Annotated in this window: 17 protein-coding genes; 11 read left to right on the top strand and 6 right to left on the bottom strand. The window is 68.5% G+C overall.

All coding sequences use genetic code 11. The features are described from left to right. Positions 1-31: 31 nt before the first annotated feature. From rnr to BKK80_RS14685, 4 genes are all read left to right on the top strand, one after another. On the top strand, positions 32-2629 hold the full coding sequence (gene rnr / locus BKK80_RS14700) for a ribonuclease R (RefSeq protein ID WP_071013904.1): 2598 nt from the start codon (positions 32-34) through the stop codon (positions 2627-2629). Between the two features lie 84 nt (positions 2630-2713). After that, positions 2714-3460: a 23S rRNA (guanosine(2251)-2'-O)-methyltransferase RlmB gene (rlmB, locus tag BKK80_RS14695; RefSeq protein WP_071013901.1), complete on the top strand. Its 747-nt coding sequence runs from the start codon at positions 2714-2716 to the stop codon at positions 3458-3460. A 326-nt stretch (positions 3461-3786) separates the two neighbouring features. After that, positions 3787-5052: a GGDEF domain-containing protein gene (locus BKK80_RS14690; protein WP_071038191.1), complete on the top strand. Its 1266-nt coding sequence runs from the start codon at positions 3787-3789 to the stop codon at positions 5050-5052. A 270-nt stretch (positions 5053-5322) separates the two neighbouring features. Continuing rightward, positions 5323-6081 carry an SIR2 family NAD-dependent protein deacylase gene (locus tag BKK80_RS14685; RefSeq protein WP_071013896.1) on the top strand — a complete coding sequence of 253 codons (759 nt, stop codon included), beginning with the start codon at positions 5323-5325 and terminating at the stop codon, positions 6079-6081. Positions 6082-6100: 19 nt separating this feature from the next. On the opposite strand, the gene BKK80_RS14680 is transcribed toward BKK80_RS14685, so the two are convergent. Together BKK80_RS14680 and tal are read right to left on the bottom strand one after the other, a co-directional pair. Continuing rightward, positions 6101-6973, bottom strand: coding sequence for a DMT family transporter (locus BKK80_RS14680; protein WP_071070078.1), 873 nt, complete (start codon positions 6971-6973; stop codon positions 6101-6103). Between the two features lie 416 nt (positions 6974-7389). Continuing rightward, positions 7390-8334 carry a transaldolase gene (tal, locus tag BKK80_RS14675; protein WP_071070076.1) on the bottom strand — a complete coding sequence of 315 codons (945 nt, stop codon included), beginning with the start codon at positions 8332-8334 and terminating at the stop codon, positions 7390-7392. Positions 8335-8526: 192 nt separating this feature from the next. Between tal and rpiA the strand changes: the two genes are divergently transcribed. After that, entirely contained in the window at positions 8527-9213 is a 687-nt protein-coding gene (gene rpiA / locus BKK80_RS14670; RefSeq protein WP_071013888.1) for a ribose-5-phosphate isomerase RpiA, read from the top strand. 32 nt (positions 9214-9245) lie between these two features. Here rpiA and BKK80_RS14665 read toward each other — a convergent pair whose 3' ends face one another. From BKK80_RS14665 to argA, 3 genes are all read right to left on the bottom strand, one after another. After that, positions 9246-9647 (bottom strand): cupin domain-containing protein, encoded by a 402-nt coding sequence (locus BKK80_RS14665; protein ID WP_071070074.1) that lies wholly within the window; start codon positions 9645-9647, stop codon positions 9246-9248. 328 nt (positions 9648-9975) lie between these two features. Further along, a complete protein-coding gene (locus tag BKK80_RS14660) occupies positions 9976-10248 on the bottom strand; it encodes an oxidative damage protection protein (RefSeq protein ID WP_071013883.1) in 273 nt (90 codons plus the stop codon). Between the two features lie 156 nt (positions 10249-10404). Next, positions 10405-11841: an amino-acid N-acetyltransferase gene (gene argA / locus BKK80_RS14655; RefSeq protein WP_071038195.1), complete on the bottom strand. Its 1437-nt coding sequence runs from the start codon at positions 11839-11841 to the stop codon at positions 10405-10407. 23 nt (positions 11842-11864) lie between these two features. Between argA and hrpA the strand changes: the two genes are divergently transcribed. The 6 genes from hrpA to BKK80_RS14625 all read left to right on the top strand — a co-directional run bounded on the left by hrpA (position 11865) and on the right by BKK80_RS14625 (position 20792). After that, positions 11865-15968 carry an ATP-dependent RNA helicase HrpA gene (hrpA, locus tag BKK80_RS14650; RefSeq protein ID WP_071070072.1) on the top strand — a complete coding sequence of 1368 codons (4104 nt, stop codon included), beginning with the start codon at positions 11865-11867 and terminating at the stop codon, positions 15966-15968. Positions 15969-16120: 152 nt separating this feature from the next. Further along, positions 16121-17101 carry a YVTN family beta-propeller repeat protein gene (locus tag BKK80_RS14645; protein WP_071038197.1) on the top strand — a complete coding sequence of 327 codons (981 nt, stop codon included), beginning with the start codon at positions 16121-16123 and terminating at the stop codon, positions 17099-17101. A 22-nt stretch (positions 17102-17123) separates the two neighbouring features. Then, a complete protein-coding gene (locus BKK80_RS14640) occupies positions 17124-18026 on the top strand; it encodes a polysaccharide deacetylase family protein (protein WP_083384112.1) in 903 nt (300 codons plus the stop codon). Beyond that, positions 18026-19000 carry a sterol desaturase family protein gene (locus BKK80_RS14635; protein ID WP_071038198.1) on the top strand — a complete coding sequence of 325 codons (975 nt, stop codon included), beginning with the start codon at positions 18026-18028 and terminating at the stop codon, positions 18998-19000. Before BKK80_RS14640 ends, BKK80_RS14635 begins: the two co-directional genes overlap by 1 nt. An 89-nt stretch (positions 19001-19089) precedes the next feature. Beyond that, entirely contained in the window at positions 19090-19980 is an 891-nt protein-coding gene (locus BKK80_RS14630; protein ID WP_071013871.1) for an EI24 domain-containing protein, read from the top strand. Between the two features lie 11 nt (positions 19981-19991). Then, the gene (locus BKK80_RS14625) at positions 19992-20792 is read left to right on the top strand and encodes a competence/damage-inducible protein A (protein ID WP_071038199.1); all 801 of its coding nucleotides are present in this window, start codon (positions 19992-19994) and stop codon (positions 20790-20792) included. Between the two features lie 127 nt (positions 20793-20919). Here BKK80_RS14625 and BKK80_RS14620 read toward each other — a convergent pair whose 3' ends face one another. Further along, complete coding sequence (locus tag BKK80_RS14620) at positions 20920-21384, bottom strand: rhodanese-like domain-containing protein (protein ID WP_071013866.1); 465 nt, start codon at positions 21382-21384, stop codon at positions 20920-20922. Positions 21385-21715: the final 331 nt, after the last annotated feature.

Here is a 21715-nt window from a genome sequence, read left to right as displayed (position 1 = left end):
AAAGCGTTTGTCAAATCATTCTTTGAAGAAATTGAATCAGAACAACTATCCGATCCCCAGCCGGGAAGAAATCCTGGGCGTGCTGAGAACTTCCGGCTCGCCGCTGTCGGCGGGGGATATCGCCAAGGCTCTGGCCGTCACGCGCAAGGAGCATGACGGCTTCCAGAAACGGCTCGCCGCCATGGAGCGCGACGGGCAGGTCGAATTGAACCGCAAGGGCCGCTACGAGCTGGCCCACCAGCCGAACTTCGTCACCGGGCGCGTGCAAGGCCACCGCGACGGCTTCGGCTTCCTGATCCGCGACGACGGCGACGACGATATCTTCCTGCCCGAGCGCGAACTGCAGAAGGCCATGCACAACGATCGCGCGCAGGTGCGCGTGGTCGGCTACGACCGGCGCGGTCGTCCGGAAGGCCAGATCGTCGAGATCCTGGAGCGCGCCAACCGGCGCGTGATCGGCCGCCTGCTCAGCGAGGGCGGCGTGCTGGTGGTGGCGCCGGAGGACAAGCGCATCAGCCAGGACATCCTGATCCCGCCCAACGCGCAGGGCAAGGCCAAGGTGGGGCAGGTGGTCAGCGTCGAGATCGTCGAATACCCGGACCGCTACGTGCAGCCGGTGGGGCGCGTGGTCGAGGTGCTGGGCGACATCGACGACCCGGGCATGGAGATCGAAATCGCCGTGCGCAAGTACGGCGTGCCGCATGCCTTCTCCGCTGCAGCTGCGGCCGAGGCGGCCGCGTTGCCCGACACGGTGCAGCCGTCCGACCTGCAGCACCGCATCGACCTGCGCGACGTGCCGCTGGTCACCATCGACGGCGAGGACGCACGCGATTTCGATGACGCGGTCTATTGCGAACCGGTCAAGATCGGCCGCAGCAAGGGCTGGCGCCTGATCGTGGCGATCGCCGACGTGTCGCACTACGTGCGCCCCGGCACGCCGCTCGACACCGACGCGCTCGACCGCGCCACCTCGGTCTACTTCCCGCGCCGCGTGATCCCGATGCTGCCGGAGAAGCTGTCCAACGGCCTGTGCTCCCTGAACCCGCAGGTGGACCGCCTGTGCATGGTGTGCGACGCGGTCATCACCGCCAAGGGCGAGATCAAGGCCTACCAGTTCTATCCCGCGGTGATGCACTCGGCCGCGCGCCTGACCTACAACGAGGTCTGGGCCGTGCTGTCGAACACCAAGGGGCCCGAAGCCCACAAGCGCGTCGAGCTGGTGCCCCAGCTGCAGGACCTGTACGAGCTGTTCCAGGTGCTGCTCAAGTCCCGGCGCGCGCGCGGTGCGATCGACTTCGACACCACCGAGACCTATATCGTCTGCAATGCGCAGGGCAAGATCGAGCAGATCCTGCCGCGTACCCGCAACGATGCGCACCGCCTGATCGAGGAGTGCATGCTGGCCGCCAACGTGTGCGCGGCCGACTTCCTCGAACGCTTCGGCCACCCTGCGCTCTACCGCGTGCATGCGGGCCCGAGCGAGGAAAAACTGAAGCTGCTGCGCGAGTTCCTCAAGACCGCCGGCCTCAGCCTGGGCGGCGGGGACAAGCCGCAGGCCTCGGACTATGCCGAGGTGATGGACAAGATCAAGTCGCGTCCCGATGCGCCGATGCTGCAGACCATGCTGCTGCGCTCGATGCAGCAGGCTGTCTACAGCCCGGACAATATCGGCCACTTCGGCCTGTCCTATTCCGCCTACACGCACTTCACCAGCCCGATCCGGCGCTATCCGGACCTGCTGGTGCACCGCGCCATCAAGGCGGTGCTGGCCCATACCAAGTATCAGCCGGCCTATGCCGACGGCGTCGTGCTCAATACCGCGATCGCACCCAAGGCGCGCCGCCTGCAGGCCAAGGATGCGGAGCAGAAGGCCGAACGGGTGGCCGCGCGCGCGCGCCGCAACGAGGCGATCTGGGACGAGCTGGGCCTGCACTGCTCGGCCAACGAGCGCCGCGCGGACGAGGCTTCGCGCGATGTCGAGGCCTGGCTCAAGTGCTACTTCATGCGCGACAAGCTGGGCAATGAGTTCGCCGGCACCGTCAGCGCCGTGACCTCCTTCGGCATCTTCGTGCAGCTCGACGAGCTGTACGTCGAGGGCCTGATCCATGTGAGCGAGCTGGGCAGCGACTATTTCCAGTACGACGAGGCGCGCAACGAACTGCGCGGCGAGCGTACCGGGATCCGCTACCGCCTGACCGACCGCGTACGCGTGCAGGTGCTGCGCGTCGACCTGGACGCGCGCAAGATCGACTTCGGCCTGGTGCAGGAACCCTCTGCCAAGGCGTTGCGCGGCGGCCGCCCGCCTGCATCGGAGACCGCCCCCCACGTGCCGGCCGCGCACGCCCAGCCGGCGCGCAAGCGCGGCAAGCAACTGGCAGCCCTGCTTGGCGGCACCTCCAAGCCGGAAGAGTCCTTCGACGAAACGTTGGACCGCGTGATCGAGGAACAGCCAGTGTTCGAGGCCGTGATCATGCCAGCCAAGGCACCCGGCAAGGCGCACGTGCCGGCGGGCAAGCCCGCCAAGCGTGCCGCCAAGCCCAAGCCGCAGCACCTCGCCACGCCGCGCAAGGGCGCCAAGCCGCGTCCCAAGCCTGCCGGCAAGAGCGGCCGCCCCGCGCGCAAGCGCTGAGCCCGGTGTTCCTGCCGCTTGCCTTCCGGCCCCCGACGCCCGGTTCCCGCCGGGCCCGGCCGGCCGGGCGGGTACAATCGCGCCATGGCTAAACACAAACTTCTGATCGGCTTCCATGCCGTCACCGCCCGGTTGCGCCAGAACGCGGCCGGTGTCACCGATGTCTATGTCGAGTCGGCGCGCCGCGATCGCCGCATGCAGGACTTCATCCGCCTGGCCGAGAGCCTGGGGGTGCGCCTGCATCCGGTCGATGCCGAGCGCCTGCGCGGCCTGGCCGGCACCGACCGCCACCAGGGCGTGGTGGCACGCGCCGAGGAGGCATCGCTGGCGCTGACCATCGATGAACTGCTAGACGGCATCGAAGGCCCGCCGCTGCTGCTGGTGCTCGACGGCGTCACCGACCCGCACAACCTGGGTGCCTGCCTGCGCGTGGCCGACGGGGCCGGCGCGCACGCCGTGATCGCGCCCAAGGACCGCAGCGTCGGCGTCAACGCCACCGTGGCCAAGGTCGCCAGCGGCGCGGCCGAGACCGTGCCCTACATCACGGTGACCAATCTGGCGCGCACCCTGCGCGAACTGCAGGAACGCGGCATCTGGGTGGTCGGCACCGCGGACGGCGTCGACAAGACGCTCTACGATGTCGACCTGAAGGGGCCGATGGCGCTGGTGATGGGGGCCGAAGGGGAGGGCATGCGCCGCCTCACGCGTGAGACCTGCGACGAACTGGTCGGCATCCCGATGGCCGGCGGTGTCGAGAGCCTGAACGTTTCCGTGGCCAGCGGCGTCTGCCTGTACGAGGCCGTGCGCCAGCGCCGCGTGCTGGCGGGCTGACAGAGTTCGCGCATCCGGCCGGGCTTGCTGCTTTCCTTCTCTATCGCTCCCTCCTTTCGTTTCCGGATCTTGTCCCAGGGCCCCTGCCGCTGCGCAACGGGCCTGGGGCTGCGTCGACGGTACCGGGCGGCATGCTCTGCCCGGCCGGATGCTTGCCGCAGGCGGGCAGCCATCGCGCAAATGCGGGAAATCCCGACAAAAACTCTCAGAAATCCGGACATAGTGACGCATTTGCGCTGACTTTTTGATCGCATCGGCCAAAAGGCAGGGCGGGATCGGTGATTTTGTAATACATTCGCGCCATCCCAATCGCTGCGCCACTCACCTTGAATCCGGAAGTCCGTACCGAACTTGCACTAGACCGGCTGCGCGTCGAGTTCACGCAGCCTGAAACCGAGCGGGATTTTCAGCTGCACCATCTCAGCCGCACCCAGGCGTCGCTGCGCCTCACGCTGCTGTTCTGCTCGCTTTTCTACGTCGCATTTTCGTTGACGGACGTGGCGGTCCTGGGGCAAGGCCGCGCAGCGCTCTGCCTGCTCGCCGCGCGCACGCTGGTCGCGGTCACGGCGGTGCTGGGCCTGCACCTGGTGCGCCAGCAGCCCGAGTCCGTCAACACGGTCTGGTTCGCGGCGAGCATTGCCGAGATCGTCGGCATGTCCACCTTCATGCTGATCGTCTGGTTCCGGCCGCACGAAATCCCGTGGCACGCGATGTCGCTGTGCATCATGCTGATCGTGGTCTACGTGTTCATTCCCAACCGGCTTTGGATCGCGCAAGGGATCGCGCTCGCCGCGACCGCGGCGTTCATCCTGCTTGCCGTGCGCATCGGCAAGCTCGAGCCATCCGATGCGCAGACCATGGCGATGCTGCTGCTGCTCGTCAACAGCTTCGGCATCGTGGCGGCGCGCCGCTATCATCGGCTCTGGCGCGATGAGTACCGCGTCCTGATGGACCTGCAGCAGCTGTCCGTGCACGACCCCCTGACCGCCTGCTTCAACCGGCGCCACCTGCACCAGACACTGCTGCCGATGGAGATCGCCAGGGCACGCCGCTTCCGGCATTGGCTGACGCTGATGGTCTGCGACATCGATCGCCTCAAGTCGATCAACGACACCTACGGCCACCAGGCCGGCGATGTGGTGCTGCAGCGGGTCGCCGCCCAGTTGCGCAGCGCCTCGCGCGACCATGTCGACAGCGTGGTGCGCTTCGGCGGCGAGGAGTTCCTGGTGGTGCTGCCGCAGACCGACCTGGATGGCGCTCTCGCGGTGGCGGAGCGGCTGCGTGCCGCCATCGCCGGCAGGCCCGAGGTGGACAACGCCGGGCTGGCTATCGCTGCGACGGCCAGTTTCGGTGTGCTCGCGGTGAATTTCGCCACCGTTGGCGAGTCGGTGACGGAAGCTTCCCTGGTAGCCGCAGCGGATGCCTTGCTGTATGAGGCCAAGCACGCGGGCCGCAATACGATCCGCTACCGCGAATGGGGCGGCAGGCCGATGGTGCGCGCAGAGGGCTCGCTGCCCTTGACTCTGTACGAGTCCAGCCCGTGGACGGACACGGTGCGCCAGGGCGAGCCGGGCGGGCGGCTGGTGCCCTGAGTCGACGCATTGGTGATGCAGGGCACTGGTCCATTGCGTCATTCGAAAAGCCCCCCGTTCGACAGCGCGTCCAGGCCGCATGCGTCGTTGCAAATGCTCGCCATAGCCGTGCCATGGCTGCGCTTTGCGCCTAGCCCGCGATCTGGAGGCACTGCCGCTCGGCTGCGCGCCCGGGTGCGTTTTCTCTGATGCAGTGGACTAGAATCGCGGGCATGCCGTCCGCGGCGGCGCCGGCATCGCGGCGCACCGGAGGCGGGCGCGGGAGAAGTCATGAGTGAAACAAAGGAATTACTGGATCCGCAGCAGGTGCAGACCGCGCGCGCATGGGTCGCTGCAGCCCGGGACATCTTCGTCCTGACCGGCGCCGGCATCTCGGCCGAGTCCGGCGTGCCGACCTTCCGCGACGCGCTGACAGGGCTGTGGGCGCGCTACGATCCTGAGGAGCTGGCCAGTGCTGCGGCATACCGCCGCCATCCGGGCATGGTCTGGAAGTGGTACCAGCATCGCCGCGAAATGGTGGCTGCTGCGCAGCCAAACCCGGGCCACGCGGCGCTGGCGGAGCTGGCCGGCCGCAAGACGCTGACGCTGGTCACGCAGAACGTGGATGGCCTGCACCAGCGCGCCGGCAGCCAGGACGTGGTGGAACTGCACGGCAGCTTGTTCGCCGACAAGTGGCTGGACGGCTGCGGCCGCTGCGACATCGCCACGGCGGTGCCGGGCGAGCCGCCGCGCTGCGGCACCTGCGGCGCCATGCTGCGACCAGGTGTGGTCTGGTTCGGCGAGGACCTGCCGCGCGTGGCGCGCTTCCGCGCCGAGCAGGCGGCACAGCATTGCGACCTGTGCCTGGTGGTCGGTACCTCGGGCCTGGTCTATCCGGCGGCTGCGTTGCCCGGCATCGCCAAGGACGAAGGGGCGCGAGTGATCGTGATCAATCCCCAGCCTTCCGCACTGGACGAGACCGCCGACCTGGTGCTGCGCGCGCCGGCCGGGGCCTGCCTGCCGCTGCTGGTCCGGCAGGACGGCGCCTGAGGCGCCGTCCTGTCCGGATTCAGCGAGCCACCGCCACCGGGGCGCGCATCACCAGGTAGAGTCCGCACAGGATGATGGCCATGCCTGCCAGGCTGGACGCCGACATGCGGTTGCCCAGCAGCAGGAAATCCATGGCGGCGGTGACGCCGGGCACCAGGTAGAACAGGCTGGTGACATTGACGAGGTTGCCGCCCCGGATCATGCGGTAGAGCAGCAGCTGCGCGCCGACCGAGATCACCAGGCCCAGCCAGAGCAGCGGCAGCAGCAGCCCGATGCCGGGCTCCAGTGCCACCGGCTGTGCCGGCAGCAGTGCCAGGCACAGCAGCAGGCTGATGCCATATTGCAGCGGCAGGACCTGAGCCGGTGTTTGTGCGATGCCTTTCTGCAGGATCGCGCCGACCGTCATGCAGGAGAGCGCGCCCAGGGCGGACAGCGTGCCGGCAGCGGAAAAGTGTGCCGCCGCGATGCCCTGGCCGACCACCAGTGCCAGGCCGCCCAGTGCCAGCGCCAGGCCGGACAGCCGGCGCGGATGCGCGCCGGGTTCCAGCCAGGCCAGCGTCAGGATGGGCTGGGCGCCACAGACCGTGGCCAGTACCCCGGGTGTGATGCCATGTGCCAGCGCGAGGAAATAGCATGCCGTGTAACCGCCGATCAGCGGCAAGCCGATCAGCGCGACGCGCAGGCGTGTGCCTGGCGCCGGCAGCCATTCCTCGCCGCGCAACAGGCCGAGCGCGGCGAGCGAGCCGCCGGCCAGCGCGAAGCGCAGCGACAGCAGGACGAAGGGGCTGGCGTGGTCCAGGCCCCAGCGGGAGAAGATCGCGCCGCTACCCCAAAGCAGCACGAAGAGGGTGGTCGGACCATAGGCGGTCCACAGACTTCCATTGGATTTCATGGGTTTGCACCTGTCGAGGCAACAACAGGCTCCAGCCGCGCGCAAAGCGGCGCCCCGGTCGGCACGACCGGCGGATCAGGGCAGGCTGGAGCGGAAAAGGGCTGAGAGGATCAGCCGAGCACGACGGCCGTGGCCGGCGGGCTGACGACCGCGGCGACCACGCCGTACGGCGGGGACGCCGGGGGAGGCGCGACAGATGCGACGACACCAGTGCGCGCGGTGCGTGCGAAGCCGTGCGCCCGATGGTCGGGGCATACGGCTTGCGGCAGGCGGGTGCGTGGTGTCATGGGAAGTTCGGTGTTCCGGAGGGCCTCCGCCGCGCTCCAGGCGCTTCAGGGAGGACTTAAGGGCGGACAGGCCAGCAGAGATGCTAGAGGCGACGGGCGCTGGCGTCAAGCGCCCGTCGCTGGCCGGGCTCAGGCGTCGATCAGCGTTTCCAGCTTGACCGCATCGGCGGCGAACAGGCGGATGCCTTCGGCCAGCTTCTCGGTGGCCATCGCGTCTTCGTTCAGTTGCCAGCGGAAGTCCGGCTCGTCGCTGGCCACGCGCGCCACATTGGCGGACTGTGCCTGCTCGATGGAAAGCTTGCGCTCGACTGCGCCCTCGCCGGCGGCAAGCTGCTCGAGCAGCTCGGGACTGATGGTCAGCAGGTCGCAGCCGGCCAAGGCCAGGATCTGCCCGGTGCTGCGGAAGCTGGCGCCCATCACCTCGGTGGCGTGGCCGAACTTCTTGTAGTACTCGTAGATCTGGCGCACCGAGCGCACGCCCGGGTCGTTGTCGCCGGCGTTGGCGACGGCGTCCCATTTGTCGCCGGCCTGCTTCTTGTGCCAGTCGAGAATGCGGCCGACGAAGGGCGATATCAGTTGCGCGCCGGCCTCGGCACAAGCCACAGCCTGGGCCAGGGAAAACAGCAAGGTCATATTGCAGCGGATACCCTCGCGCTGGAGCACGGCGGCGGCGCGGATGCCCTCCCAGGTCGAGGCGATCTTGATCAGCACGCGCTCGCGCGCGACGCCGCGCCGCTCATAGAGGGCGATCAGGTGGCGTGCCTTGGCGACCGTGGCCTCTGTGTCGAAGGACAGGCGCGCGTCGACCTCGGTCGAGACACGTCCCGGCACGATCGCCAGGATCTCGCAGCCGAAGGCGATCAGCAGCGCATCCATCACCGCATCGGTGCCGGCGGCGCCATGGTCGCGCACGGCCTGTTCGAGCAGCGGGCGGTAGTCAGGCTTCTGCACGGCCTTCAGGATCAGCGAAGGATTGGTGGTGGCGTCCTGTGGCGTGTACTGCTTCATCAGCTGGAAGTCGCCGGTGTCGGCGACCACCGTGGTGAACTGCTTCAGTTGCGCGAGCTGGTTCATGATCGGTCCATTGCTGGCCTGCGCGGGCGCCGCCGCCGGTGGCGGCACGGCCCGGCAGAGAGGAGGATGGGGGAGGGCGCGCAGGGCGGCACCCCTTGCGGCCATTGTACCCGTGGCTTCCGGCGTGCAGGACCGCCCGGTGCGATCCGCTACACTACGGGGTTTCCATCCAATGCATCCACTGGCTCTGTCATGAATCAGGACGAACTCAAGGCGCTGGTCGCCCAGGCTGCCGCCGACTACGTGAAGCAGGAAGTACCGCAGGGCGCGGTGCTCGGCGTCGGCACCGGCTCGACCGCCAACCTCTTCATCGATGCCGTGGCGGCTTTCAAGGACCGCTTCGCGGGTGCCGTATCGAGCTCCGAGGCATCGACGCGCCGTCTGCAGCAGCATGGTTTCACCGTGCTGGACCTGAACGAAGTGGACGAGATTCCCGTCTATGTCGACGGCGCCGACGAAATCGACGCCAGCGGCGCCATGATCAAGGGCGGCGGCGGCGCGCTGACGCGCGAGAAGATCGTGGCCTCGGTCGCGGCACGCTTCGTCTGCATCGCCGACGGCAGCAAGCTGGTCGAGGCCATGGGGGCGTTCCCGCTGCCGGTCGAGGTGGTGCCGATGGCACGTGCGGCCGTCGCGCGCCGGCTGGCGGCGCTGGGCGGCCAGCCCAAGCTGCGCATGACCAAGGAAGGCGGGATCTACAAGACCGACAACGGTAACGTGATCCTGGACGTGGCCGGACTGCGCATCACCGATCCCAAGGGCATGGAAGCCGACATCAACCAACTGCCTGGCGTGGTCACGGTCGGCCTGTTCGCCCTGCGCGGGGCGGACGTGCTGCTGCTCGGCACGCAGGACGGCGTGCGGCGCACCGACTTCTGATGCCGTCGGGGCCGGCCTGCGTGCCGGCCCGTTCAGGGAGCCGGGCTGGCCAGTGGCTTGCCCTTCTCCACCACATAGACGCCGACCAGCCGGACCGGCGTAGTGCCGGGATTGTGCGCGTCGTGGACCACGCCGGCCGGTACCACGAAGGCTTCTCCTGCCTTGATCCGGCGCGGCGGCTGGCCGTCCACCAGCAACTCCTCGCCCTCGGTCACGTAACTGATTTCGTCGCCGGGATGCGTATGGCGCCCGGCATGAGCGCCCGGCGCCACCTCCACCTTCGCCACCACGGCCTCGCGGCCTGGCACCGAGGTGTCCTCGCGCGAGACCAGGGTGCGCGTCAGGCCGCCGGCCTGGGCCAGCGCCGTGCCGGAAGCCAGCGCCAGGCCGGCCAATGCCAGCGCGCCGGCGTACTGCGTCATCTTGCGGTCCATCTCCTCTCCTCCTCTGCCCGGGGTTGTCGTTCTGCTTCGATTTGCTTCAGGCTGCGCCGTTGCCATGGCGGCTGCCTGGGCGGCAGGCTGGCCGCAGATGCAGGGTGATGCAGGGGTGATGCAGGGGTGATGCAGGGGTGATGCAGGGGTGATGCAGGGGTGATGCAGGGGCGGGCCGGATTGCGCGCCGTGCGGATGTGGACGCATCGTAGCAAAGGCCGGCGGCCAGCGTAACAGGCGGGCGGAACTTGGCAAACAAAAAAGGGTGCCTCGGCACCCTTTTGCGTCATGGCCGCATCACGGCCGCATCACGGTCGATGTGCGGCGCTCAGCTCTGCGGCGGCACGTAGCCGGCGGCCTGGTCGGCGCCTTCGCCGAAGAAATACTTCTCGGTCTGCTTGAGCAGATACTGGCGTGCGCGCGTGTCGGCCATGTTGAGGCGGTTCTCGTTGATCAGCATGGTCTGGTGCTTGAGCCAGCCGGCCCAGGCTTCCTTCGACACGTTCTGCCAGATCTTCTTGCCCAGTTCGCCGGGCAGCGGCGGGAAGTCGAGGCCTTCGGCTTCCTTGTTCAGCTTGACGCAGTGGACCATGCGGGCCATGGAGACTCCTTGGAATTTTGTGCGGTGCGATTGTCGGGACGCGCCGCCGGCGCCGGGGCGGCGGGCGGCGTGCCGTGCGTGGGTGGCGCTATTGTAGCGAAGCGCGGGCGACCCGGTGCCCACGCCCCTATCGCGCGCAGCGTCTTCAGTGTGTCTTCAGAGCTTCTTCAGCAGCACCATGGACTTGCGCTGCCAGTTGTACAGCTTGCGCTTGTCTTCCGGCAGGTCGTCCACGGTGGCGTGCACGAAGCCGCGCTTGAGGAACCAGTGCTCGGTGCGCGTCGTCAGCACGAACAGCCGGTCGAGGCCGAGCGCGCGTGCGCGCCGCTCGATGCGCTTGAGGATGCGCTCGCCGTCGCCGGTGCCCTGTGCCTCGGACGAGACCGTCAGGCAGGCCATTTCCGCCATGCCCTCGCGCGGGTAGGGGTAGAGCGCGGCGCAGCCGAACAGCACGCCATCGTGTTCGATCACGCTGAAGTTGGCGATGTCGCGCTCGATCAGGTGGCGTCCGCGCGGCACCAGCGTGCCGTCGGCTTCCAGCGGCGCGATCAGCTGCACGATGCCGCCGACGTCATCCAGCGTGGCCTCGCGCAGGCTTTCCAGGTCGGTATCGGAGACCATGGTGCCGACGCCATCGTGCAGGAACAGCTCCAGCAGCACCGAGCCGTCGAGCGCGTAGGGGATCAGGTGGGCGCGCGGCACGCCACCCTTGAGCGCCTTCACCAGGTGCTCGAGGTAGTAGGCCACGTCGCGCGGCAGGTGGTTGTTCTGCAGCCGTTCCACCGCCGTGCGCAGTGACAGTTCGGGGATCAGCTTGCCGACCGGGTCGGGTACGCCGGGCACCTCGGTGATGAAGATCAGCTTGTCGGCCTTCAGCGCGCTGGCGGTGGCGCTGGCCACGTCTTCCATCGACAGGTTGAAGGCCTGGCCGGTAGGCGAGAAGCCCAGCGGCGACAGCAGCACGACCTTGCCGTGATGCAGGGACATCTGCACCGACTCCGCGTCCACCTTGCGCACCAGGCCGGTGTGCTGGAAGTCGACGCCGTTGACGATGCCGAGCGGCCGCGCCGTGACGAAGTTGCCCGATACCACGGAGAGCTGGGCGCCCGCCATCGGCGTGTTGGGCAGGCCGCGGCTGAAGGCGGCTTCGATGTCCAGGCGCAATTCGCCGGCCGCCTCCTTGGCGCATTCGATGGCGGCATTGTCGGTGATGCGCACGCCATCGACGAACTCGGATTCCACCTGGCGCAACGCCAGCTGTTCCTGCACCTGTGGGCGCGAGCCATGCACCAGCACGACATGCATGCCCATCGCGTGCAGCAGCGCGACGTCGTTGACCAGGGCGTCCAGGCAGCCCGCCTTGACCAGCTCGCCGCCGAAGGCGATCACGAAGGTCTTGCCGCGGAAGGCGTGGATATAGGGCGCCACCGCTCGCAGCCAGTCGACGAACTGCTGGTGGCTCGGCGCCGGGGCCCCGCGCTCGAGGGGCGCGGCAGGGGCGGCGTCGGCCGGGGTGGCGGGGGGCGCGGGCTGGGGTTCGGCCGGCTCGGCGGGCTGGGGCGCCGGCTGCGGCGTGTCGGTTCTGGCGTTCATCCGGCGGATTATAATCCCGCCCAATGTCAGAACAACGTCCCGTCAAGCCGCTGCCGCCGGAGCGGCAGCCCGCCGCGCCGGCCAGGTCCCGCCCGGCGCCCCGTCCCGGCCCTCAGTCCGCCAGCCCGAACGGCCCGCAGCCCCCGCGCCGGACCGCCGTCGGCGCGGCCGACGCCGCTGCGCCGGTGCGTGCCGGCGGGCCGGCACCGGACGGCCGCGCGCAGCGCGGCGCGCGCCCGCGCCAGGGCGATGCCGAGCGTCCCCCACGGACCCCACGGCCGCGCCGCCCGGCCAATCCGCTGCCGGAGATCACGTTCCCCGAGGCGCTGCCGGTTTCGGCGCGGCGGGAAGAGATCGCCGCGGCGCTGCGCGCGCACCAGGTGGTGGTGGTGTCGGGCGAGACCGGCTCGGGCAAGACCACGCAGTTGCCCAAGATCTGCCTGTCGATCGGGCGCGGCCCGGGCGCGGACGGCAGTGGCGGCCTGATCGGCCATACCCAGCCGCGCCGCATCGCGGCCACCTCCACCGCCAAGCGCATCGCCCAGGAGCTGGGTACGCCGATCGGCGAGCACGTCGGCTACCAGGTGCGCTTCAACGACACCATGTCGCCCGGCGCCTCGGTCAAACTGATGACCGACGGTATCCTGCTGGCCGAGACGCAGAACGATCCGCTGCTGCGCGCCTATGACACGATCATCATCGATGAGGCGCACGAACGCAGCCTCAACATCGATTTCCTGATCGGCTACCTGAGGCAGATCCTGCCGCGGCGGCCGGACCTGAAGGTCATCATCACCTCGGCCACCATCGACGCACAGCGCTTTGCCGAGCACTTCACCCTGCAGGGAAAGCCGGCGCCGGTGATCGAGGTCAGCGGCCGCCTGTACCCGGTGGAGGTGCGCTACCGGCCTATCCAGCAGGATGCGCCGGGCACGCCGGGCACGGCAGGCGACCCGCACAAGGCCGCTGCCGCGCGCGAGCGCGACCTGTACGACGGCATCGTCGATGCCGTCGACGAGCTGTGCCGGCTGGGGGCGGGCGATGTGCTGGTGTTCCTGCCGGGCGAACGCGAGATCCGCGAGACGGCGGAGGCGCTGCGCAAGCACCATCCACCGCACACGGAGATCCTGCCGCTGTTTGCGCGGCTGTCGGTGCAGGAGCAGGAGCGGGTGTTCCGGCCCTCCAACGCGCGCCGCATCGTGCTGGCCACCAATGTGGCGGAAACCTCGCTGACCGTACCCGGTATCCGCTACGTGGTCGATACCGGCCTGGCGCGCGTCAAGCGCTACTCCTATCGCAACAAGGTCGAGCAGTTGCAGATCGAGTCGATCTCGCAGGCGGCGGCCAACCAGCGCGCCGGCCGCTGCGGCCGGGTCGCGGACGGCGTCTGCATCCGGCTCTATGAGGAATCGGATTTCGCCGGCCGCCCGCGCTTCACCGATCCCGAGATCCTGCGCTCGTCGCTGGCCGCGGTGATCCTGCGCATGAAGGCCTTGCGCCTGACTGCGATCGAGTCGTTCCCCTTCATCGAGCCGCCGCTCGGCCGAGCCATCGCCGACGGCTACCAGCTGCTGCAGGAGCTGGGCGCGATCGACAACAAGGGCGACAGCTACGAGCTGACGCCCGTCGGGCGCCAGCTTGCCAAGCTGCCGCTGGACCCGCGCGTGGGCCGCATGATCCTGGCCGCGCGCGACCACCAGTGCCTGCGCGAGGTGCTGGTGATCGCCAGCGCGCTGTCGGTGCAGGATCCGCGCGAACGCCCGCAAGAAGCCCAGGAGGCGGCCGACCAGGCCCACCGCAAGTTCGTCGACGAGAAGTCGGAGTTCCTCGGCTGGGTGCGCATGTGGAAGTGGTTCGAGGAGGCGGTTGCGCACAAGAAGACCAACCGACAGTTGCAGGAGCAGTGCCGCGCGCATTTCCTCTCCCACGTGCGCCTGCGCGAATGGCGCGACGTGCATTCGCAACTGCTGACCACCGTGACCGAGCAGGGCTGGCGCTTGAACGACAGCGAGCCGACCTTCGAACAGATGCACAAGGCCCTGCTGACCGGCCTGCTGGGCAATATCGGCTGCAAGCTGGAAGAGGCCGACGGACGCGGCCGCGAGTACCTGGGCGCCCGTGGCATCAAGTTCCACCTGTGGCCGGGTTCCTTTATCGCGCGCAAGGTGGGGCGCTGGATCATGGCGGCAGAGCTGGTCGAGACCAGCCGGCTGTTCGCGCGCACGCTGGCGCGCATCGAGCCAGAGTGGCTGGAGCAGGTCGGCGGCCACCTGCTCAAGGTGAGCTGGAGCGACCCGCACTGGGAGAAAAAGGCCGGCCAGGTGCTGGCGCTGGAGCGCGCCACCCTGTACGGCCTGGTGGTCTACCAGCACCGGCGCGTGCATTACGGGCCGATGAATCCGGCCGAGGCGCGCGAGATTTTCATCCGGCGTGCGCTGGTCGACGGCGAGCTGGACACCCGGCTGGCGTTCTTCGCGCACAACCAGCGCCTGGTGCGCGAGATCGAGAACCTCGAACACAAGTCGCGCCGGCAGGACGTGCTGGTCGACGATGAACTGATCTACGCTTTCTACGATCGCGCCATCCCGGCCGACATCCACCAGCAGGCCAGCTTCGAGCAGTGGTACAAGCAGGCCGCCGCCGACGACCGCAAGCTGCTCTACCTGAATCGCGACGAGCTGATGCGGCACGAAGCGGCTGGCATCACCACCGAGCTGTTTCCCAAGGTGCTGAGCGTGGCCGGTGTCGACATGGCGCTGACCTACCATTTCGAGCCGGGCAGCCATCGCGACGGCGTGACGCTGGCGGTGCCGCTGTATGCCCTCAACCAGATCCGCCCCGAGCGCTGCGAATGGCTGGTGCCGGGCATGATCAAGGAGAAGGTGCACCTGCTGCTGAAGTCGCTGCCGCAGAAGCTGCGCCGCCACTGCGTGCCGCTGCCCGACTACGCGGCCGGCTTCGTCGAGCGCCGTCCCTTCGGCGAAGGCGAGCTGGTGGACGTGCTGATCGCCGATATCCGCGAGCAGACCGGCACCATGGTCAAGCGTGCCGACTTCAAGCTCGAGACCTTGTCCGCTCACCACTTCATGAATTTCAAGGTGGTCGACGAGCACGGCCGCCAACTGGAGATGGGGCGCAACCTGGCGCAACTGCGCGCCGAACTCGGCGGGCAGGCGCAGCAGTCGTTCCAGAGCCTGGCCGCGCGCGGCGCGGGTCAGGCGCAGGCGGCCGGCGGCAGTGGTGCCGCCGCGGTGCCGGCCGGACAGTACGAGCGGCTGACGGCCTGGTCGTTCGGCGAGCTGCCGGAGCTGCTGGAGGTGCGCAAGGGCAACCAGACGCTGTTCGGCTATCCGGCGCTGGTCGACCGCGGCAGCCACTGCGACATCGAAGTGTTCGACGATCCGCAGGAAGCGGCGCGCATCCACCGCACCGGATTGCGCCGCCTGTTCGCGCTGCAGCTGCGCGAGCAGGTCAAGTTCGTCGAGAAGAACATCCCGGGGCTGCAGCAGATGGCGATGCAGTACATGAACCTGGGCACGCAGGAAATGCTGCGCGACCAGATCGTGGCGCTGGCGCTGGAGCGTGCCTGCCTGCAGGAGCCGCTGCCGCGCAACGCGGAGGAGTTCGCCGCGCGCAAGGACGAGGGCAGGGCGCGCCTGTCCCTGCTCGCGCAGGAGATCGCGCGGCTGGTCGGCGCGGTGCTGGCCGAGTATGCGGGGCTGCCGCGCAAGCTGCTGCAGGCCAAGTCCTTCGCCGCCGCCTACGCGGACATGGAAGGGCAACTCGGGCGGCTGATGGGCAAGCAGTTCGTCATCGACACGCCCTATGCCCAGCTGGTGCACTATCCGCGCTACCTGAAGGGCATCGCCATGCGTGTCGACAAGATCAAGGGCGATCCGGCGCGCGAAGGCCAGCGCATGCAGGAAATGGCGCCGCTGCAGCAGCAGTGGCAGCGTGCCGAAAAGCAGTTGCGTGCGCAAGGGCGCGGCGTGGAAGACGCCAGGCTCGACGAGTTCCGCTGGATGCTGGAGGAACTGCGCGTGGCGCTCTTCGCGCAGGAGCTGCGCACGCCGGTACCGATGTCGGTCAAGCGGCTGCAGAAGGTGTGGGAGTCGATGCAGCGCTGACGGCCGGAGCGCGCGGCATCCTCGCCGGGGCGCGGTTAACGGCGCCCTGCGGTATTTCTTGAGGCCGGAATCGCGCGGAATCTTGCGCCAGGTCATCGGCGCGGCAGGTGAAACCGTTAGAATGCTCCATTCCGAATCAGAATCCCGGTCCTATGTTCGTATTGCGTAGAGTTGTTGCAGGTCTGGCCACGGCCGGCGCACTGGCTTTGGTGTCGGCGCCTGCGCGGGCCGAGGTGGTGGTGACACTGAATTCCGGTGATGCCACCATCACTTTGATCGACAAGGACACGCAGAAGGTATTGGAGACCTTCCCGGTCGGCAAGGAACCGCACCACCTGATCGCGACGCCGGACGGCAAGTCGCTGATCGTGGCCAACGCGGTCGGTAACGACCTGGTCTTCCTCGATCCGCTCTCGGGCAAGGTGCAGCAGCGCGTGCCCAATATCGACGACCCCTACCAGATCGGTTTCTCGCCCGACCAGAAGTGGTTCCTCACCACCGGCAACCGGCTCGACCGCGTCGACCTGTACCGCTGGGATGGCAAGGCGCTGAAGCTGGCCAAGCAGCTGCCGCTGGCCAAGACGCCGAGCCATATCGCCTTCACCGCGGACAGCAAGGTCGCCTTCGTCACGCTGCAGGACTCCAACGAACTGGTCGCCATCGACCTGCCCACGCAGACCGTGATGTGGCGCATGACCACCGGTTCGGCGCCGGCCGGCGTATGGGTCACGACCGACCAGAAGTACGTGCTGGTCGGCATGACCGGCGCCGACTATGTCGCCGTAGTCGACTGGCATACCCGCTCGGTGGTCAAGCAGATCCAGACCGGCAAGGGTGCCCACAACTTCCGCGCGCTCGGCGATAAGCGCCACCTGTTCCTGAGCAATCGGGTCTCCGGCACCATCAGCATCATCGACCAGCAGACCCTGACCAAGGTGGGTGACATCACCGGCCTGCCGCCCGGCCCGGACGACATGGAGTTGACGGCCGACGGCAAGACCCTGTGGGTCAGCTTCCGCTGGGCGCGTTCGGTGGGCCTGATCGACGTGGCCAGCCGCAAGCTGGTCAAGACCATCCGCGTCGGCCGCTCGCCCCATGGCATCTACTTCCACACGCGCGCGCCGCTGTACTGACGACAGGCACGCGAACGCAAACATGCGCAGATCTTCGATTTTCTGCAGCCGCAGCCGTCTCGTGCTGGCCGCACTGGGCCTGTGCGCCGGGCTGGCCGCGCCGGCGCTGCTGCCCGCTGCCGGTGCCGCCACCGGCGTGCCCACCGGCACCCCTGGCGCGGCGCCCGCCTGCAGCGCCGGCACGCTTTACCTGACTTTCGATACCGGCAGCATGAGCCAGGCGGAGCTGATCGCCAGCACGCTGCGCAAACACCACATCAAGGCGACCTTCTTCCTTGCCAACGAGCCCACGGTGCGCGGCGACAATTCGCTCGACAAGGCCTGGGCCCCGTACTGGAAGGAGCTTGCCGCGGACGGCCATGCCTTCGGCACGCATACCTTCGACCACGTCTACCTGCGTAGCGTGCGCGACGGCCGGGTGACGATGCGGCCGCAGTTCGGCGCCGAGGGCGGGCGTGACGTCGAGATGCGTGCGGGCGATTTCTGCGACGAGCTGCGCCGCAGCGCCGCCGCTTTGCACGCCTATACCGGGCAGACCATGCTGCCACTCTGGCGCGCACCGGGCGGGCGCACCGCGCCGCAGACGCTGCGCTGGGCCGAGCAATGCGGCTTCAAGCACGTGGGCTGGGCCTCGGCCGGCTTCCTCGGCGATGAGCTGCCGTCCGACCGCTTCCCCAATGCGGTGCTGCTGCAGCGGGCGCTGCGCGACCTGCGCGACGGCGACATCACCATGGCCCACCTGGGCATCTGGTCGCGCAAGGATCCGTGGGCACCGGCGGTGCTGGAGCCGCTGATCAGCGGCCTGGAGCACAAGGGCTTCTGCTTCGCCACCTTGCGCGAGCACCCGGCCTACCGCAAGTGGTTCGAGGAGCAGGCGGCGGAGCAGACGAAGCGGGCCCCCGGGCAGGCCGAGGGCCGGCGCTGATGTGGGATGTGCTCGGCGGCTGGATCGGCGCGCTGGAAGGCGCGTTGTTCCAGAACGTGGTGCTGCCGCTGGTCTACCACCTCGGCCTGGGCGGCTACGCCGAGGATGCCTATACGGCGACGGAATGGCTGCTGGTGGGCCTGGTGCAGATCGGCGTGATGGTCCTCATCCTCGGACCGCTGGAGCGCTGGCGTCCGGTGGAGCCCGTGACCGACCGCGGTGCGGTACGCACCGATATCTTTTATACGCTGGTGCACCGGCTCGGCCTGTTCCGGCTGGCGATGTTCTTCCTGCTCGATCCGCTGATGGACGGCCTGGAAGGACACCTGCGCCTGCTCGGGTTGCAGCGCGTCAACGTCGAGGCGTGGTGGCCGGGCGTGACCTCGATCCCGCTGGTCAGCTTCTTCGTCTACCTGCTGCTGTTCGACCTGCTCGACTACTGGTACCACCGGCTCTCGCATACCTTCCGCTGGTGGTGGGCCTTGCACGCGGTGCATCACAGCCAGCGCCAGATGACGCTGTGGAGCGACAACCGCAACCACTTGCTCGACGATATGCTGCGCGACGTGGTGTTCGCCGTGGCGGCGCTGGCGGTGGGCGTCGAGCCGTCGCAGTACGTGCTGCTGGTGGCGCTGTCGCAACTGCTGCAGAGCCTGCAGCACGCCAACCTGCGCCTGCACTTCGGCCGGCTGGGCGAGCGGCTGCTGATTTCCCCTCGCTTCCACCGCACGCACCACGCGGTCGGCCTCGGTCACGAGCAGTCCGGTCGTCCCGGCCGCCTGGGCGGCTGCAACTACGGCGTGCTGTTCCCCTGGTGGGACATGCTGTTCGGTACCGCGGACTTTTCCGCCGATTACCATCCGACCGGTATCCGCGACCAGATGCTGCCGCCGGTGGGCAAGGGGCGCGACTACGGTGCCGGCCTGCTGCAGCAGCAGTGGCTGGGCCTCAAGCGGCTGCTGCGTATCGGCTGAGCGCCGCGCCCGCTCGCGCAGGCGGCGCGGGCGCGGCCGGCGTATGCTAGTCTCTTCGTCCTGGCTAGATTGTCGACCGCTCCTGCTGCATGAACGACCTGTTCCGCTCGTTTGCCCGTGCCATGGTCAGCCAGCTGCATCCCCGCATGCTGCTGCTGACCGTGCTGCCTTTCCTGCTTGCCACCGCGCTGTGGGGCGGACTGTTGTGGTGGGGCTGGGATCCCATCATGCAGGCCGCGCGCACGCTGCTCGAAGGTTGGGCGCTGACCCGCTGGATCTACGCCGCGCTCGACTGGATGACGCTGCAATCGCTGCGCGCCGTAGTGGCGCCGCTGTTCGTGGCGGCCCTGATGATCCCGCTGGTGATCGCTTCGATGCTGCTGTTCATCAGCCTGTGCTCGGTGCCCGCGGTGATGCGCTACCTCGAGCGCGGCTATCCCGGCCTGGCCAAGGCACGCGGCGGCAGCGTGGTCGGCAGCGTGCTGCAGTCGCTGGGCAGCACGCTGGTGTTCCTGCTGTTGGTGCTGGTGACGTTGCCGCTGTGGCTGGTGCCGCCGTTCTTCGCCCTGATCCCCCCGCTGCTGTGGGGCTGGCTGACCTACCGCGTGATGAGCTACGACGCACTCGCTGAGCATGCCACCGCCGAGGAACGCAAGACGCTGATGCGCCGCCACCGCACGCCGCTGCTGGCGATCGGCGTGGCGGTCGGGCTGCTCGGCTCGGCGCCGACGCTGCTGTGGGTATCGTCGGCGGCCATCATCTTCCTCTTTCCCTTCGTGCTGGTCGGCACGCTGTGGCTTTATGTCCTGATTTTCATCTTCTCGGCGCTGTGGTTCGGGCATTTCTGCCTGCTCGCGCTGGAGAAGCTGCGCGCCGAGCGCGCCGCGGCAGCGGCCGGCCCGGCCAGTCCGTCGGGCGGTACGCTGTCCGGTGTCATCGATCTCGCGCCGGAAGATGTCCGGCGCATTGAACAATCCTGAGTGGGGAAATCATGGGGTTCGGCCTGATCGTCATCGGTGACGAGATCCTGTCGGGGCGGCGCGAGGACAAGCACCTGCGCCGCACCATCGAATTGCTGGGCGCGCGCGGCCTGGCGCTGGACTGGGCGGAGTACGTCGGCGACGAGCGTGAGCGCATCACCGCCACGCTGCGCCGCACCTTCGCCGGTTCCGACGTGGTGTTCTGCACGGGCGGCATCGGTGCCACGCCGGACGACCATACGCGCCAGTGTGCCGCGGCCGCACTCGGGGTGCCGCTCGCGCTGCACCCGGAGGCGCGCGAGCAGATCACCCAGCGCATCATCGAAACCGCCGAAGGTGACCCCGCCAAGGCCGACCTGAACCGCCCGGACAACCAGCACCGCTTCAAGATGGGCGAGTTCCCGGTGGGCGCGCGCATCATCCCGAACAGCTACAACCGGATCCCCGGCTTCTCGGTGGCCGATCACCACTTCATGCCCGGCTTTCCGGTGATGGCGTGGCCGATGATGGAGTGGGTGCTGGATACCTACTACGCCGACCTGTTCCACCAGCGCGGACAGGCCGAGCGCAGTTTCTTCGTGTTCGAGGCGCCCGAGTCCACGTTGACGCCGCTGATGGAGCGCGTGGAAGCCGCCTTCCCGGGCATCCGTGTGTTCAGCCTGCCTTCGGTGGGCGACGCACAGCGCGGCGAGATCTTCGCGCGGCGCCACATCGACCTGGGGGTCAAGGGGGCGGCGGAGCACGTCGAGGCCGCCTACGCGATGCTGCGCGATGGCGTGACGGGGCTGGGATTCGAGGTCGTCGAAAACTAGTCTGTCGCAGCTGCGCGGGCCGAGGCCGGGCATCGCCGGCCAGGCCGCCGCCCCTGTCCCGGCGGATGGAGCAGCCAAGTGCTTGGCCCCACGCCGGAGCCGGAGCCGCAGCCGCGCCTGCGACGCGTCACGCGCCGTGCCAGGGCAGCCCGCGGAAGCACCAGCCCTCGACGGTCTTGCGGTGATGTTGCTCGTTGCGCGCGCCTTCGAACCCTTCCAGCACATCCATTGCGAACTGGTAACCGGCCGCTGTCGCCACGCGTGCCGCATGCTTGGAGCGGGCCGCGCTGCGGCACAGGAACAGCACCGGCGCACCGGTCGGCACGCGTGCCTTCAGTTGGTCGAGGAACGCCGGGTTCTGCGTGCCGGCCGGATAGGTGATCCACTCGATGTGAAGCTGCTGCGCGTCCGGCAGGTCGGGGCCGCCGACCCAGTCCAGTTCCGCCTGCGTGCGCACGTCCACCAGCACGGCCGCCGGGTCGGCCTGCAGCAGGCCGAAGGCTTCCTGCGGCGAGAGCGCGCCGAAATACGGGAGTTGCTGCGCTTGCTGGCGGCGGGCTGCGGCCTGGAGAAGTTCGTCTCGTGCGGTCATCTGGGCGACAAAAACGGGAAGATGGAATGGCGGGATTGCCAGGAGGCTATTCTAGCGCGCCAGGGCGGTCGCCCCAACCGCGACGGCCTCGTGCGCCCCGGGCGGTTGATGCGGGCGTCCGCACCATATCGATGCATCTTTCCTGTGTCGGCACTATTTCGGTGCTTTAAGTCGTTGTTTTGCACCGGATTGGTGTTTGTGCGCCCGAACCGGTTTGCCGTGGTGCCCCGTGCGGTCTCGGAGGCGATTCGCCGGCGCGCCAGGCGGTGGCGCGGCACGCACGCCGGGTGGGCGCCGTGTCGCGCAGGCGCTGCAGCGGGTGCACATTTTT

The organism is Cupriavidus malaysiensis, from assembly GCF_001854325.1.
Lineage (GTDB): Bacteria > Pseudomonadota > Gammaproteobacteria > Burkholderiales > Burkholderiaceae > Cupriavidus > Cupriavidus malaysiensis.
Note: the sequence above shows the minus strand (reverse complement) of the source record. Positions and strands in the feature narration are given on the sequence as shown.

Excerpts from the sequence above, each read along its gene's own strand:
- rlmB (WP_071013901.1), top strand. The coding sequence starts at position 2,714 with ATGGCTAAACACAAACTTCTGATCGGCTTCCATGCCGTCACCGCCCGG.
- BKK80_RS14685 (WP_071013896.1), top strand. The coding sequence starts at position 5,323 with ATGAGTGAAACAAAGGAATTACTGGATCCGCAGCAGGTGCAGACCGCG.
- BKK80_RS14680 (WP_071070078.1), bottom strand. The coding sequence starts at position 6,973 with ATGAAATCCAATGGAAGTCTGTGGACCGCCTATGGTCCGACCACCCTC.
- tal (WP_071070076.1), bottom strand. The coding sequence starts at position 8,334 with ATGAACCAGCTCGCGCAACTGAAGCAGTTCACCACGGTGGTCGCCGAC.
- rpiA (WP_071013888.1), top strand. The coding sequence starts at position 8,527 with ATGAATCAGGACGAACTCAAGGCGCTGGTCGCCCAGGCTGCCGCCGAC.
- BKK80_RS14665 (WP_071070074.1), bottom strand. The coding sequence starts at position 9,647 with ATGGACCGCAAGATGACGCAGTACGCCGGCGCGCTGGCATTGGCCGGC.
- BKK80_RS14660 (WP_071013883.1), bottom strand. The coding sequence starts at position 10,248 with ATGGCCCGCATGGTCCACTGCGTCAAGCTGAACAAGGAAGCCGAAGGC.
- argA (WP_071038195.1), bottom strand. The coding sequence starts at position 11,841 with ATGAACGCCAGAACCGACACGCCGCAGCCGGCGCCCCAGCCCGCCGAG.
- hrpA (WP_071070072.1), top strand. The coding sequence starts at position 11,865 with ATGTCAGAACAACGTCCCGTCAAGCCGCTGCCGCCGGAGCGGCAGCCC.
- BKK80_RS14645 (WP_071038197.1), top strand. The coding sequence starts at position 16,121 with ATGTTCGTATTGCGTAGAGTTGTTGCAGGTCTGGCCACGGCCGGCGCA.
- BKK80_RS14640 (WP_083384112.1), top strand. The coding sequence starts at position 17,124 with ATGCGCAGATCTTCGATTTTCTGCAGCCGCAGCCGTCTCGTGCTGGCC.
- BKK80_RS14635 (WP_071038198.1), top strand. The coding sequence starts at position 18,026 with ATGTGGGATGTGCTCGGCGGCTGGATCGGCGCGCTGGAAGGCGCGTTG.
- BKK80_RS14630 (WP_071013871.1), top strand. The coding sequence starts at position 19,090 with ATGAACGACCTGTTCCGCTCGTTTGCCCGTGCCATGGTCAGCCAGCTG.
- BKK80_RS14625 (WP_071038199.1), top strand. The coding sequence starts at position 19,992 with ATGGGGTTCGGCCTGATCGTCATCGGTGACGAGATCCTGTCGGGGCGG.
- BKK80_RS14620 (WP_071013866.1), bottom strand. The coding sequence starts at position 21,384 with ATGACCGCACGAGACGAACTTCTCCAGGCCGCAGCCCGCCGCCAGCAA.